Raw genomic sequence first — 12,912 nt, 5'->3', positions numbered from 1 at the left:
ATGACTACTTCCAAGAAAATCCTGATCACCGGCAACAAGGGTTATATCGGCTCAGTCATGGCGCCCTGGTTCCAAGCCCAGGGCTATGATGTCGTCGGCCTCGACACGGATTACTACGAGGGCTGCACGCTGGTCCCGGAATTGGCCGATATCCCGACGATCCGGAAGGACATCCGGGACGTCACTCCTGACGACATTCAGGGTGTCGACGCCATCATCCACCTTGCCGCGCTGAGCAACGATCCCATCGGCAATCTGAACGAGGAATGGACCAGCGACATCAACGGAAAGGCTACGATCCGCCTCGCCGAAATCGCCAAGGATGCAGGCATCCGGCGGTTCATCTTCTCATCGTCCTGCATCATGTACGGCATGTCGGAGGCATCGGTCGTCGATGAGACGTCTCCCCTTGCGCCGCAGACGGTCTATGCACGCTCGAAGGTCGAAGCGGAGGAGAGCCTCACGCAACTGGCAGACGACAATTTTTCCCCGACGCTCTGCCGCAATGGGACGATCTACGGCCTCTCCCCCCGCATGCGGTTCGATACGGTTCTCAACAACCTCATGGGGATCGCCTTCACGAAAGGACGCGTGACGATCCACAGCGACGGTACGCCGTGGCGTCCGGTTGTCCATGTCCAGGATGTCTCCCGGGCATTCCAGGCCATCCTCGAGGCTCCCCTCGAGGACGTACACAACCAGGCCTTCAATGTAGGCGCGAACGAGCTGAACCATCAGGTGCGCGACCTGGCGGAGATCGTGCTCAGGACGGTTCCAAATTGCGAGATCGTGATGGATCCCCATCCCGGCGCAGATCAGCGGACCTATAAGGCGGATTTCTCGAAGTTCGCTCGAACCTTTCCGGAGTTCCGCTTCCTGTGGAACGCCGAGAAAGGGGCTCAGGAGCTCTACGAGACGTTCCGGAAGGCGGGCCTTACGTATGAGGATTACGTCGACAAGCGCTTCACCCGCCTGAAATGGCTGCAGCACCTCATGGATGACGGGCTGATCAACGACGAGCTACGCTGGACGCAGAGCGCAGCGCCCGAGGGAATGAAGCCGGCAGTGGCGGCGGAGTGAAAACAATGTCTGTTCAGGAATGGACTGTCAGGCCGCATATCGCCAGCCAGCGCACGGCGCCGATGGTCATCACGCGCACGCCCGTTCGGGTCAGCTTCGCCGGGGGTGGAACCGATATTCCCGACTTCTACGGTCTAGAAGGAGGAGCTGTTCTGAGCGCAACGGTCGACAAGTACGTCTATGTGACCGTCAAGCGGCATAGCGAGATCTTCAACGAGCCGATCCGGATCAACTATTCGCAGACGGAGCAGGTCAACGGGATCGATGAGATCAAGAACGACATTGCTCGCGAGTGCCTTCGGTTTCTTGAGATCGATCCGCCGATCTACATCAGCACCGTCGCGGACATGCCGGCCTCGACCGGCATGGGGGGCTCCAGCGCTTTTGCCGTGGGCCTGCTGAATGCGCTTCACACCTTCCGGGGTGAGAGGGTCACGGCCGGCCAGCTCGCCGAGGAGGCCTGCTACATCGAGATGCAGGTCCTGAAGCAGCCCATCGGGAAACAGGACCAGTATGCGGCTGCCTATGGCGGGCTCAATCTGTTCCGGTTCGGTCCGGACGGGACCGTGACCGTCGAGCCGCAGCATACTGCCAACGGCGCAGTCGCACTGCTCTTCAGCAACATCATGATGTTCTGGACCGGACACCAGCGTCCTGCCAGCTCCATCCTGAGCGAGCAGAAGACCAACACCTCCCGCAATATGGAGAGCCTACGCAGGATCCGGGACGATGCCTACGAACTGGGCACCCTTTGCTCCGGGAGTGAGATCGACGCGCGGCAGATCGGGCAGATGCTCCACCGGGGTTGGGAGGTCAAGCGCAAGCTTGCCTCGGCCATCTCCAACGAGTTCATCAACAACATCTATGACCGGGCGATGGCGGCCGGGGCCGTGGGTGGGAAGCTCTGTGGCGCCGGTGGCGGCGGCTTCCTGATGTTCATCGTTATGCCCGAGAACCGGCAACGTGTTCGCGAGGCGCTCTCCGACCTGGCCTGCGTCTCGCTCGGTTATGAGGTTCATGGCTCCTGCGTTCTCTACCCCTCGGGCCTGTAAGGCGAACCGGCAGCGCCAGCATTGAAGGCGAGATGAATGGCCCGCCTCGGATGCGGGCTGCGATGGAGGTCGAAAGGTGTTTTTCGAGAGAACTGAAATTCCCGGTGTCTATATCGTGGAACTGGAAAAGCGCGAGGACGAACGGGGCTTCTTCGCCCGAGGCTGGTGCCAGAGGGAGTTCCAGCAGATGGGGCTGCCCGAGCACATCGCCCAGATCAATATCTCCTACAACCGGTACAAGCACACCCTTCGCGGGTTTCATTATCAGGTCGCTCCCTACCAGGAGGACAAGCTTCTCCGTTGCACCCGAGGAGCCATCTACGACGTCCTCCTCGACCTTCGTCCTGACTCGCCGACCTACAAGCAGCATATCACAATCGAGCTGACGGCCCGCAACTACCGTAGCCTCCTTGTCCCGAAGGGCTGCGCCAACGCCTTCCTGACCTTGGAGGACGAGACGGAGGTCACCTACCTCGTCTCCGAATTCTACACGCCTGAAGCAGAGCGGGGCGTCCGCTGGAACGATCCTACCTTCGGGATCACCTGGCCGGTTTCGGAGCCCGCCGTCATTTCCGACAAGGACCGGAGCTGGCCCGACTTCGCCGCGTGAGCGGCAGACCCTCTGTTCATCAGGACACTATTGGAGCTGATACAAGATGTTCATCGTCGACCGGGAGTTGGAGAAGCTCGAGCGATCGGGCAAGCGCATTCGCGTGGCCATGGTGGGTGCAGGATTCATGGCGCGGGGTATCGCGCGCCAGATGCTCCACTACATCCAGGGTATGGAGCTGGTCGCGATCGCGAACAGGAGTATTGAAAGCGCCCGCCAGGCCTACGCGGAAGCGGGCGGGGAGAACGTCAGGGTCGTACAATCCGCGGCCGAGCTGGATGATGCGATCGCCAGCGGCCAGCGCTCGATCACGAGTGATCCCATGCTGTTCTGCGATGCCGAAGGCGTCGATGCCATCCTCGAGGTGACCGGTTCCATCGAGTACGCCGCTCACGTCGTGATGCGCGGTATTGCGAAGCGCAAGCACATCATCATGATGAATGCCGAGCTCGATGGTACGCTCGGACCCATCCTCAAGGTCTATGCCGACCGCGCCGGCGTTGTCATTACCAACACGGAGGGCGACCAGCCCGGCGTGATCATGAATCTCTATCGCTGGGTGAAGGGCCTGGGCGTCAAGCCGGTCCTGTGCGGCAACATCAAGGGGCTGCACGATCCCTATCGTAACCCGACGACCCAGGAGGGATTTGCAAAGAAGTGGGGCATGAAGGCTCCGATGGTAACTTCGTTCGCGGATGGCACCAAGATCTCGTTCGAGAATGCCATCGTCGCCAATGCGACCGGTATGCGTGTGGCAAAGCGCGGGATGTATGGTCCGACGGTGGAGCCTGGAACGCCGATCCAGGAATCCGTCAATTGGTACCCCCTCGAGGATCTCATGTCCGGGCCGGGAATCGTCGATTACTGCGTCGGCGCCATGCCGAACCCCGGCATCTTCGTCCTCGGCACGACGGACGACCAGGTCGAGAAGCATTACCTATCTCTGTACAAGATGGGGCCTGGACCATTGTACTGCTTCTACTGGCCGTACCACCTGTGCCATTTCGAGGTGCCGACCACCGTTGCCCGTGCGGTCATCTTCGGAGATGCAGCCATCGCACCGCTCGCAGGCCCCTGCGTCGATGTCATCACGGCGGCAAAGCGGGATCTCAAGGCGGGGGAGGTGATCGACGGCCTGGGGCATTACACGACCTACGGGCTGTGCGAGAACGCAGATCTGGTGCAGGCCGAGCGCCTGCTGCCGATCGGCCTCGCGGAAGGGTGCCGCCTTCGCCGGGATATCGGGAAGGACGAGATCCTGACCTATGCCGATATCGAACTCCCGGCGGGGCGCCTGTGCGACAAGCTGCGGGCCGAGCAGGATGCCTATTTCTTCAGAGATGCGGCCGGCTCGCAGATCCAGACGGTGCGCGTGGCGGCCTATTCATAGCTGGGCAGCCGCGTGCGGCTGCCGACCATGGAAAAGAAAGAGCCGGTTCTCAGTGGGAGAAACCGGCTCTTTCTTTTGCCAGACGAGAGAGCTGCTTCGTAACGAGCCGCTGCGGAAGGCAACGGTCCTCGTACGGTATCGCTCAATCGCGAGCGTAGACGTCCTCAAACCGCACGATGTCATCCTCTCCGAGATAGGCCCCGGATTGAACTTCGATGAGGTCGAGAGGAACCCGCCCCGGATTCTCGAGGCGGTGCATGCAGCCGAGAGGGAGGTAAATAGACTCGTTCTCACGCAGGAGCGTTATTTCCGCGTCCTTGGTCACAAGGGCCGTGCCGCTGACGACCACCCAATGCTCTGCGCGGTGAAAATGCTTCTGGAGAGAGAGCTTTCCGCCCGGCGCCACGGTGATCCGCTTGACCTGAAAGCGGTTCCCGACCTCAAGGGATTGGAAGGAGCCCCAGGGACGATGCACGAGCGGCGTGCTCAGTGCGGCATTGTGCCCGGCGGCCTTGAGCCTCTCCACCAGCAGCTTGACGTCCTGGTCGCGATCCTTGCGGGCGACGAGAATGGCGTCTGACGTCGCGACGACCAGGAGGTTGTCGACGCCGACTGCCCCGACGAGCGGTCCATCCGAGCGGATGTAGCAGTCCTTCGTGTCAATCGTGATGACGTCGCCTTGCGTAGCCGTGCCGTCGCCGTCCTGTTTCGACTTCTCGTGAAGGGTTGACCAGCTTCCGATATCGGACCAGCTGAAGTCGACCGTCACGACCACCGCATTGGAAGTGCCCTCCATGACGGCATGGTCGATGGAGATATTCGTCGCGCGCGCGAAGGCATCCGGTGCGAGGCGCAGGAAGTCGAGGTCGGTTGCAGCGTCGTCGATCGCGTCGATGCAGGCCTGAAGGAGGTGAGGGTCGCTGCGCTCGAGTTCCTCCAGAAAACGCCCGGCCGGCAGCAGGAAGATGCCGCTGTTCCACGCGTATTCTCCAGAGGCAAGGTATTGCTCGGCAGTCTGGCGGTCCGGCTTTTCCTTGAAGCCGACCACGGGATGGATGTTGTTGCTGTAGGTGCTCTTGCCATAATGGATGTAGCCGTACCCTGTCACAGGGCTGTTGGGCGTCACGCCAAAGAGCACGAAGGATCCTTCCGCCGCAGCCGGGAGGCCTGCCTCCACGGCTGCATGAAAGGCGGAGACATCCTCGATGCTGTGATCCGCCGGCATCAAAAGAACGATGCTGTCCGGATCCTGCCGGTGAGCGAGGATGCAGGCGATCGCGGCTGCAGGAGCGGTATTGCGGCCGAAAGGTTCCAGAACGATCCTGGCGTCGCTGCAGCCGATCTTCCGCAGTTGTTCCGCGATGATGAAACGGTGCTCCGCATTCGCGATGATCATCACGGGCTCGAAGAGGGGCGAGTCCATGACTCTGCGGGCGGTCTCCTGCAGGAGGGTGTTTTCGCCGAGAAGCGGGAGAAGCTGCTTCGGGTAGGCCTCGCGCGACAGGGGCCAAAGCCGGCTGCCGTTGCCGCCGGACATCAGAACGGGAATGATCTTGCGCATGCATTCTTGCCCTGGGCTGGATGTGAATCTGGCGTAGGCGGCGACCTGTCTTCCAAGGCCTGGCGGCTCGCCGCTGACATTTCGTATGATACTGGCACCGTACCGTGGATCCGGCAAGTAACGTAAGGTAATGTTTCTCATTTGAGAGTAGCGATGAAGAGGTATTTTGAAGTATTAGAATGATACCTCTTATGAATTATTACGAATATTTGATGAAATGAAATTTCAATACTGTTGTGATGCTTCCAGCGGAATGCGGAATTTTTGCCTCCTCGGTGCGCAGCTCAAGACGAATTTTCCTTGCGTTCAGCCCCATCTGCGGGCCGCTTTCGGTCAAGAGCTGAGGTGATCGGGCGATGGCGGGCATGCCTGTTGCGGATGCATCGAGCAGGGTCATGGGAGAGGCCTCTTCTTCATACGGAAGAAGGAGAGGCTTCCATGGGCGGACTTCCCTCCAGGCTATTCAGGCCGTCGGGAACGATCAGGACTGAGGCCGCCTGTCCGCTTCGAGCGAGGCTCTCGGCGGAAACCAGGGCTACTGCTTCTGCCTCCTCGCGACTTGTGAATGCAGCAAACCGCTCGCCGGCAAAGGTGACGACCCATTCATCGAGTTGGTGGGCGATGATAAAGCGACTCATCAGGATTCTACCCTCTCAAGTCCATAAAACCTCTCCTTTACCGCTTGGTCAGAACGCGTCCGGATTGCGGACGACCTGGATCGCGGTGGTGGCGATGATCCTGAGATCGAGTCCCACCGTCCAGTTGTCGGCATACCAAAGATCGAGCTCAACCCGGCGTCGCATGTCGGCCACTTCAGGCGTCTCGCCGCGTGCTCCATTGACCTGGGCCCAGCCTGTGATGCCGGGCTTGACGGAATGCCGCGCACTGTAATTCTCGATGAGTTGTCCGTAATACTCATCATGCGCAAGGGCGTGAGGCCGTGGTCCGACCAGCGACATCTCTCCTCGAATGACGTTCACGAGCTGCGGCAGCTCGTCGATGCTCGTCCGGCGGAGCTCCTTTCCCAACCGCGTCACCCGGGCGTCCCCTCGCTTGGCCTGCTCGATGACGCCGCCGTCTTCCAGAACGGTCATGGTTCTGAATTTGAGGATTCTGAAAGGGCGGCCATTCAGACCGCGGCGCGTCTGCCAGAAGAAGATTGGTCCCCTGGAGTCGATCTTGATCGCAAAGGCGACTGCGAGAAACAGTGGGAGCAGAAAGAAGAGAGCAAGCAGCGCGACGGTCAGATCGAGCGCGCGCTTGACCATCTCGGGCCGCGATGATGCCCGAGAGGATCTACTGCTTGTGCGTCGAGGAGCAGCTCCACGAGCGGAGAGATTTTCGACGCGCGATTCCATTGGGTCGATAGCTACCTTATCCATCCTCGGGCGCTTCGTCTAAACACTAATAAGGCAGAGCACTGACGAGAAAAGATCCCTTCCGAGCTATTGAGGGAGTACCACATAGCTCGGGTCGGCTGGTGACGGGTGGGAATCCAATCTCGATTGTCGCGATGCGTCGGAAGAACGGTCTCAGCGCACGAAAGGTAGCAGCTCGGGAGGGGTTCATTGGTGATACCCCTTTGCATGATCCGATCTCTCCGGAATAGAACTCGGCCAATTCCATGCGGCTCTATACCATCGGATCAGCGCCTGTTCCGCTGAGGCTCCGGAGTCCAGCGACACGGAAGAAAGGCGTTTGAAACACCATCGCCTCTCACATCTTCGAAAGGGGTCCATATGGACCGGCGCCATCTTCTGACTGGTCTTATTTCTCTTGGAGTTTTGAATCGGGCGCAGGCCCAGCCGCAACTCCCGCAGCCTTCCTCCCGCACGCCACCATCAGGCGGTGCGAAGAGCATCTCCTCTGTAACCGTGCTCAGGAAGAGCGGCCCTCTCAAGTCGCAGGCCGATGGCGAGATCATCGAGAATCTCGATATCGACGCGTCCGGCGATCATGCGGTCGTGATCACGCATGACGGCGTCACAATCCGCAACTGCCGGATCAGGCATTCAGGCGGCAACGGCATCCACGCAGAAGGCGGCTCTGCCCTCGTGCTGCAGGATCTCGACATCGATCATGTAGGAGCTCCTGAGAAGGGCGCAGGGGACGATTTCAATCGGAACAACATCAATCTCTACGGCTGCCCCGGCGCAGTGCTTTCCAGGATCAGGGCGAGACGCGGCTCGTCGAACATCTATATCCAGGCCAGCCCGGAAACGCGCCTAAGCCAGCTGGAACTCTACGATGCGCGCGGGCCGTTCCCGCGGGGACAGAACGTCCAGTTCGACAATTCCCACGGTTCCGTGCTCGAGGACTTCTCAGCGGAGAACGGCCCGACCTCCTGGACGGAGGACAACATCTCCGTATACCGTTCGGACCGTTGCACCGTCAGGCGCGGTCTCGTCTCCTATAACAATAGCCCGACCGGCTTCGCCGTCATGCTGGAGGGCAGCTTCGACGGTCTCGTTGAAGACGTCGATGCCGTGCAGCAAGGGAATGGCGCCTTTGCTGCAGTCACGCAAGGCGAGGTGGGCTCCGGAGGGTGCCGCTTTCACCGCTGCCGGACCCGGGACACCTACAACTCGATGCGCGATGGACGGGACGCACCGAAGTCGAACAGCCTTTCAATCTACACACTCATCTCCGAAGGGGCGAGCAAGCATATCATCAAGGACTGCGTCTACTATAATCTTGCCAACCCGCGGAACCTCATCTGGAAGCGGGATGCGATCCAGCCTGGCTCATCCTTCCGATTGCAGAACTTCGAGCCGCATTCCCCCGTCCGCCTGCAACTCCCATGGGAGGTGACCTAGTCGGCACTGGAACCAGAACTGCCGGACTAACGGCCCCCGAAGCCTCTTCAGGGTTATACCGATGGAGCGCTCCCCTTCGGTATAACCCTTCCGAGTGCTGGCTCTTGGATGAGAGCTTTCCTAGACTCGGGTGGGCTGCAGTTTTTCACGCCATATCTAACCGCTGTCGCGACGGCAGAAGAGAAATTGTCATATGGAAGCAGGTCAGGTGCTGGAAAGGCGAACGGTCGAGAGTGTGCTCGGCGTGAGTGTCGATGCCATGAGCTGGGATGAGGCCGGCGACCGTATCTTCAGCTGGGCTGCCAACCGTGAGAGCAGAGTTGTCTGCGTCTGCAGCGTTCATAGTATCGTGACGGCGCGGCAGGACAAGGCGCATGGGCACAGGCTGCAGGCCGCGGACATGGTGACGCCGGATGGCGCGCCCGTCGCATGGACGCTCCGAAGGAAGGGGCATGTTGCGCAGGACCGCATCAACGGGCCGGATCTGATGATGAAGTGCTGCCAGCGAGCTGCCGAGACCGGAGAGAAGATCTTCCTTTACGGCGGAAGCTTCAGCACGCTCCAGCAGCTTGAGAAGGCCTTGCTGACGCGTTTCCCCGGATTGCAGATCGCAGGCGCCATTTCTCCTCCGTTCCGGGAACTCACGGAGGACGAGAATGCCGCGATAGTCGAACAGATCAACGATTCCGGCGCCAGCATAGTCTGGGTCGGACTCGGTTGCCCTAAGCAGGAAATCTGGATGCACGCCAACCGCGGCCGCATCAATGCCGTCATTATCGGCGTCGGAGCGGCATTCGATTTCCATTCCGGAGCGATCAAGCGCGCTCCGCTCTGGATGCAGAGGAACGGTCTGGAGTGGCTCTATCGGCTGTCCCAGGATCCCCGTCGCTTGGCGGGGCGGTATCTCGTGACGAACTCGATCTTTGTCTGGGCAACATTGCAGGAAATGATGCTGTCGAAGGGGCGGGCGCGCAAGCCGGGCCGGATCAGCAAGTCCGCCGGCCAGCTCGACCAATGATGAGATACGACGATGAATAATCCACCGGGACATGCCGAGATGAGGAAACGGCGCTCGGGTCATCCTGATTACGCCTTCTCTAGAGAGGAGGCGCAGCAGATCCTGCCTTGTGCGGATACGCCCGCACGCCGGGGACTGCACACGCATCGTCGATCTCCGATGCAGGAGCCGCTTTCAAACGCATATCGCTTCTCCAGCAGGGGGAGCGCTCCATCGGCGCTCGTCTCGCCATGAATCTTGAGGTGCCAACGATGCTTCGCAAGGGACCCATCGCGCCCAATCAATATGAGCTGACAGGGGATCAATTCGGCTCGCGCGAGCAGGACCCGATCAATCTCGAGGCGGTCTTCAATTTCCTCAAGCGGAACTGGAAGCTCATCGCTGTCTGGATGCTTATCGGCGTGTGCTTCGGAATTGGCCTGAGAGTGGCGTCAACTCCATACTATACCGCGCATGCAAGCCTGCTTCTCGAGGACCTCACTGTGCGGCCTTTCACGGACGCGGTGAGCAGTCCCGCTCAGGCGGACGCCTCCTTCGCCGACAGCCAAGTCCAGGTTCTGCAGTCGAAGGAAGTCCTCGGACGCGTGGTCGATGAAAACAACCTGACGGAGGACGAGGAATTCGGGGAGACCTCGCGAGGGCTGGGCGACATCCTGAGAGACCTTGTTCCTTTCCTGTCATCGCCCCAGGAAGAAGTACCGGCCGACATCAGGAATGTCGAACGCTATGCGACCATATTGCGTGTCGGCGAGGCCCTTTCCGTCAGCCGCGTCGGCGTGTCCAATGCGCTCGATATCGCCTTTACATCCCGCGATCCTCAGCGAGCCGCGCTGATCGCGAATGCGGTGGCGCAGGCCTATATCAGCAGCCGGCTAGAACTGAAGCAGCGTTCTCTGGGGGAGGCAGTCGCGCAACTCAGGACGCGCCTCGACGAGTCTCGTGAGAGGGCGTTCAATGCCGATCAGCCGATCCAGGGCGGGGCCGGCGCCCTGAATGCGGGCGGTCAGGCGCGCGACAGGTTCCGGGAGTGGCAGAACACATCCGAGGCCTACCGTGCGCTCTACGGCAATCTTCTGCAGCGCTATACCGAGGCCGTGCAGCATGTGCCCAGTCCGGGCGCTCGCATCATCTCGCCGGCCGAAGCTCCGCTCGACCGGAGCTGGCCGCCCACACTCTTACTGGTTGCCGCAGGCGGAATCGGAGGGGCGGCGCTCGGCTTTGCGCATGCGCTCGTCAGATACCTGACGGATCGCACCTTGCGGGATTGCTCGGAACTGCACAAGGCGACCGGCTATGACTGCCTGGCCGGAATACCTTTCGTCAAAAGTCGGTCCTGGCAGCTGCTCGGCTCCACTCCCGACGAGTTTCAGGAGGCATACTCCAAATCGTCGCCGGCAATCATCGATGCCGTCTCGCGCATTGCCGTCTATCTCCAGTCTTCGCGCATCGACTCGAGCGGCTCGACCGTCGGCATTGCTGCTCTGCAGGACGGAAATGGCGCATCGTCCTTTGCCGCGCATCTGGCGCGGGTCGTTGCGCAGAGCGGGCAGAAGACGCTGCTCGTCGACGCGAACTGGCGCCAGCGTGATGCGGGTGGATCCGGCGCCAAAATGAAGTCCGGTCCGAGTTTCTCCACCCATTTCTTCCCTCGTAGCCTGAAGTCGGACAACCTCGACGTGCTCGTCTTCCGTGGAAAGGCTCCCGAGGATGACCTGATTGCCTCCCAGTCGATCATGGCGACCCTTCTCCGGATGAGATCGGAGTATGTCTGGATCATCGTGGACTTCCATGCCGCCCAGGAAACAGCGGATGCTGCAGCCAGCGGCTCGCTCCTCGACGACCTAATCCTGGTCACGGAATCCCAGCGCACGACGCCGGATATTCTGCAGACCGCGATGCGCTTTCTCCCCCGCGAGAAGATCTCCATCGTCATGAACAAGGTGGGCGGCTAAAGGGGCAGGGCGCGACAGCTCCGTCGCAGCCTGAGTCCTGCCAGCGCGGCGGACTTTGCGTGTCTTACCCCAATGGCGTGCGTGACATGAGAGACGGCTCGACCGAATTGTGAGCCGTCTCTCAGCAGACCTAGGCCCTCAGATCGGGTTTCGAGCGATTATCTCGTCTGCGCCTCTTTTAGCCCTTCCGTCCGAAGGGTGATGCTCACGACGTCGCCGGGCATCAGCTCCATATCCTCATTGGCCGGAAGCTGCTCGGTGCCCTTCTCGCCTGCGCGATAAAGCCAGATCTCCGGCTCACCGCTGCGGATGCGCAGCTTCTCGCTTGCGCCTTGCAGCTTGGCGCTGACCTGCTCGAGACGAAGGTTTGCTTCCTGCAGCTCCTTGAGCGCCTCTATGCGGCTCTGGCTTTCGGCGCGCTCCAGGAGCCTTCCAAATTCTTCTCTCTGACGCTCGATATTCGTGATTTCCACCACGGTCTGCAGAAGGTGCGTCGACGACATGACCACGGAGCGCCTTGCCTCGGAAAGGCGTGTCGTCGCCGTAATGCCCTTCTGGAACAGCTCCCGCACCTTGTCGAACTCCGCCACGTCCGCTTGAACGGCTTCCTCGTCCTGCTTCTTCTTCTCGGCGAGAACCTTGAGCTGGCTGTTGGCGCTTTCGATGCTGTTGCGGTAATGCTCCTGCTCCTTCCGGAGCTCTTCGGTGCGCGCCTTGAGGTGATCCTCCTCCGTCCTGATCAGGTGCTCGATGACCTCCTGGGAAAGAGGGATCTTCCTCCGGTCGGGCTTGACTGCATCGCCGTAGCCAAGCTCCGTGCGGATCCGCCAGATCCTGGCCTGCTCCCGCGCAAGCTCCGTCCAGAGCGAGTCGTATTCGGCGCGCAGATCGAGACGCTCGTAGAGAAGATTGTCGCCGCGGAACTGCAGGGCGTCATATCCTCCGGCAACTGCAATGGCATGGCGGATGGTCATGCCGGGACGAAAGATCTGCTCGCCGGGCTTGGCGACATCGCCGTTCAGGTAGACTGGGCGGAACTCGACCACGTTCACCAGGACCGCATCGGGCATGATCAACTGGGCGATCTCCCGGCCGTCGGCCGCTCGTTGCTGGTAGACCTTGTTCGACAGATCCTCGACGATCTTCGCGCGAGCCTCCGCAATCGTCAGACCCCGGACCTTGACCTGTCCAGCCAGGGCGACGGACACATCTCCTTCAATCCCGACAGGGCTGCGCTGCTTGAGCTCCGGCACGCCCGTGACGGTAATCTCGAGAATGTCGCCAGGCTGTATCCTGTACTCGGCGCGAGCTGCAGTGGAGGCCAGGAGCAGAGCGAGAGGGAGGTGCAGTCCGAGTGTCAGGGAGCGCCGACGCCTCATCAGAAATGCCATTCGCGATGTCCTCTTTGCCTGCTGAAAAATGTGCCGCGCCGG

At 60.7% G+C, this 12,912-nt stretch carries 12 protein-coding genes; 7 read left to right on the top strand and 5 right to left on the bottom strand.

Annotated features, from left to right (window positions below):
• The 4 genes from LG661_RS13065 (at position 1) to LG661_RS13050 (ending at position 4,132) form a co-directional block, all read left to right on the top strand.
• Positions 1-1,080: an NAD-dependent epimerase/dehydratase family protein gene (locus tag LG661_RS13065; RefSeq protein WP_230532341.1), complete on the top strand. Its 1,080-nt coding sequence runs from the start codon at positions 1-3 to the stop codon at positions 1,078-1,080.
• Positions 1,081-1,085: 5 nt separating this feature from the next.
• Positions 1,086-2,132: a GHMP family kinase ATP-binding protein gene (locus tag LG661_RS13060; RefSeq protein ID WP_230532340.1), complete on the top strand. Its 1,047-nt coding sequence runs from the start codon at positions 1,086-1,088 to the stop codon at positions 2,130-2,132.
• A gap of 76 nt (positions 2,133-2,208) precedes the next feature.
• Positions 2,209-2,742 carry a dTDP-4-dehydrorhamnose 3,5-epimerase gene (gene rfbC / locus LG661_RS13055; protein WP_230532339.1) on the top strand — a complete coding sequence of 178 codons (534 nt, stop codon included), beginning with the start codon at positions 2,209-2,211 and terminating at the stop codon, positions 2,740-2,742.
• A 46-nt stretch (positions 2,743-2,788) separates the two neighbouring features.
• Positions 2,789-4,132: an NAD(P)H-dependent oxidoreductase gene (locus LG661_RS13050; protein WP_230532338.1), complete on the top strand. Its 1,344-nt coding sequence runs from the start codon at positions 2,789-2,791 to the stop codon at positions 4,130-4,132.
• A 142-nt stretch (positions 4,133-4,274) separates the two neighbouring features.
• Here LG661_RS13050 and LG661_RS13045 read toward each other — a convergent pair whose 3' ends face one another.
• From LG661_RS13045 to LG661_RS13030, 4 genes are all read right to left on the bottom strand, one after another.
• On the bottom strand, positions 4,275-5,693 hold the full coding sequence (locus LG661_RS13045; protein ID WP_230532337.1) for a mannose-1-phosphate guanylyltransferase/mannose-6-phosphate isomerase: 1,419 nt from the start codon (positions 5,691-5,693) through the stop codon (positions 4,275-4,277).
• Between the two features lie 199 nt (positions 5,694-5,892).
• The gene (locus LG661_RS13040; protein ID WP_230532336.1) at positions 5,893-6,090 is read right to left on the bottom strand and encodes a hypothetical protein; all 198 of its coding nucleotides are present in this window, start codon (positions 6,088-6,090) and stop codon (positions 5,893-5,895) included.
• Positions 6,091-6,106: 16 nt separating this feature from the next.
• Positions 6,107-6,331, bottom strand: coding sequence for a hypothetical protein (locus LG661_RS13035; RefSeq protein ID WP_230532335.1), 225 nt, complete (start codon positions 6,329-6,331; stop codon positions 6,107-6,109).
• A 48-nt stretch (positions 6,332-6,379) separates the two neighbouring features.
• Positions 6,380-7,051, bottom strand: coding sequence for an exopolysaccharide biosynthesis polyprenyl glycosylphosphotransferase (locus tag LG661_RS13030; RefSeq protein WP_268995458.1), 672 nt, complete (start codon positions 7,049-7,051; stop codon positions 6,380-6,382).
• Between the two features lie 516 nt (positions 7,052-7,567).
• On the opposite strand from LG661_RS13030, the gene LG661_RS13025 reads away from it, so the two are divergent.
• From LG661_RS13025 to LG661_RS13015, 3 genes are all read left to right on the top strand, one after another.
• Positions 7,568-8,509, top strand: a complete 942-nt coding sequence (locus LG661_RS13025) for a right-handed parallel beta-helix repeat-containing protein (RefSeq protein WP_230532333.1) — start codon at positions 7,568-7,570, stop codon at positions 8,507-8,509.
• A 193-nt stretch (positions 8,510-8,702) separates the two neighbouring features.
• Positions 8,703-9,527: a WecB/TagA/CpsF family glycosyltransferase gene (locus LG661_RS13020; protein WP_230532332.1), complete on the top strand. Its 825-nt coding sequence runs from the start codon at positions 8,703-8,705 to the stop codon at positions 9,525-9,527.
• Positions 9,528-9,778: 251 nt separating this feature from the next.
• Positions 9,779-11,479, top strand: coding sequence for a Wzz/FepE/Etk N-terminal domain-containing protein (locus LG661_RS13015; RefSeq protein WP_230532331.1), 1,701 nt, complete (start codon positions 9,779-9,781; stop codon positions 11,477-11,479).
• Positions 11,480-11,637: 158 nt separating this feature from the next.
• Here LG661_RS13015 and LG661_RS13010 read toward each other — a convergent pair whose 3' ends face one another.
• The gene (locus LG661_RS13010) at positions 11,638-12,870 is read right to left on the bottom strand and encodes a polysaccharide biosynthesis/export family protein (protein WP_230532330.1); all 1,233 of its coding nucleotides are present in this window, start codon (positions 12,868-12,870) and stop codon (positions 11,638-11,640) included.
• Between the last annotated feature and the right edge of the window lie 42 nt (positions 12,871-12,912).

This window comes from Microvirga roseola (assembly GCF_020866965.1).
GTDB lineage: Bacteria > Pseudomonadota > Alphaproteobacteria > Rhizobiales > Beijerinckiaceae > Microvirga > Microvirga roseola.
The sequence above is the reverse complement of the archived record's forward strand: the minus strand, read 5'-3'. Positions and strand labels throughout refer to the sequence as shown.

What these genes read in the sequence shown, in the direction of transcription:
- LG661_RS13050 (WP_230532338.1), top strand. Translation starts at nt 2,789, where the DNA reads ATGTTCATCGTCGACCGGGAGTTGGAGAAGCTCGAGCGATCGGGCAAG.
- LG661_RS13060 (WP_230532340.1), top strand. Translation starts at nt 1,086, where the DNA reads ATGTCTGTTCAGGAATGGACTGTCAGGCCGCATATCGCCAGCCAGCGC.
- LG661_RS13040 (WP_230532336.1), bottom strand. Translation starts at nt 6,090, where the DNA reads ATGACCCTGCTCGATGCATCCGCAACAGGCATGCCCGCCATCGCCCGA.
- LG661_RS13065 (WP_230532341.1), top strand. Translation starts at nt 1, where the DNA reads ATGACTACTTCCAAGAAAATCCTGATCACCGGCAACAAGGGTTATATC.
- LG661_RS13010 (WP_230532330.1), bottom strand. Translation starts at nt 12,870, where the DNA reads ATGGCATTTCTGATGAGGCGTCGGCGCTCCCTGACACTCGGACTGCAC.
- LG661_RS13035 (WP_230532335.1), bottom strand. Translation starts at nt 6,331, where the DNA reads ATGAGTCGCTTTATCATCGCCCACCAACTCGATGAATGGGTCGTCACC.
- LG661_RS13030 (WP_268995458.1), bottom strand. Translation starts at nt 7,051, where the DNA reads ATGGAATCGCGCGTCGAAAATCTCTCCGCTCGTGGAGCTGCTCCTCGA.
- LG661_RS13045 (WP_230532337.1), bottom strand. Translation starts at nt 5,693, where the DNA reads ATGCGCAAGATCATTCCCGTTCTGATGTCCGGCGGCAACGGCAGCCGG.
- LG661_RS13015 (WP_230532331.1), top strand. Translation starts at nt 9,779, where the DNA reads ATGCTTCGCAAGGGACCCATCGCGCCCAATCAATATGAGCTGACAGGG.
- LG661_RS13020 (WP_230532332.1), top strand. Translation starts at nt 8,703, where the DNA reads ATGGAAGCAGGTCAGGTGCTGGAAAGGCGAACGGTCGAGAGTGTGCTC.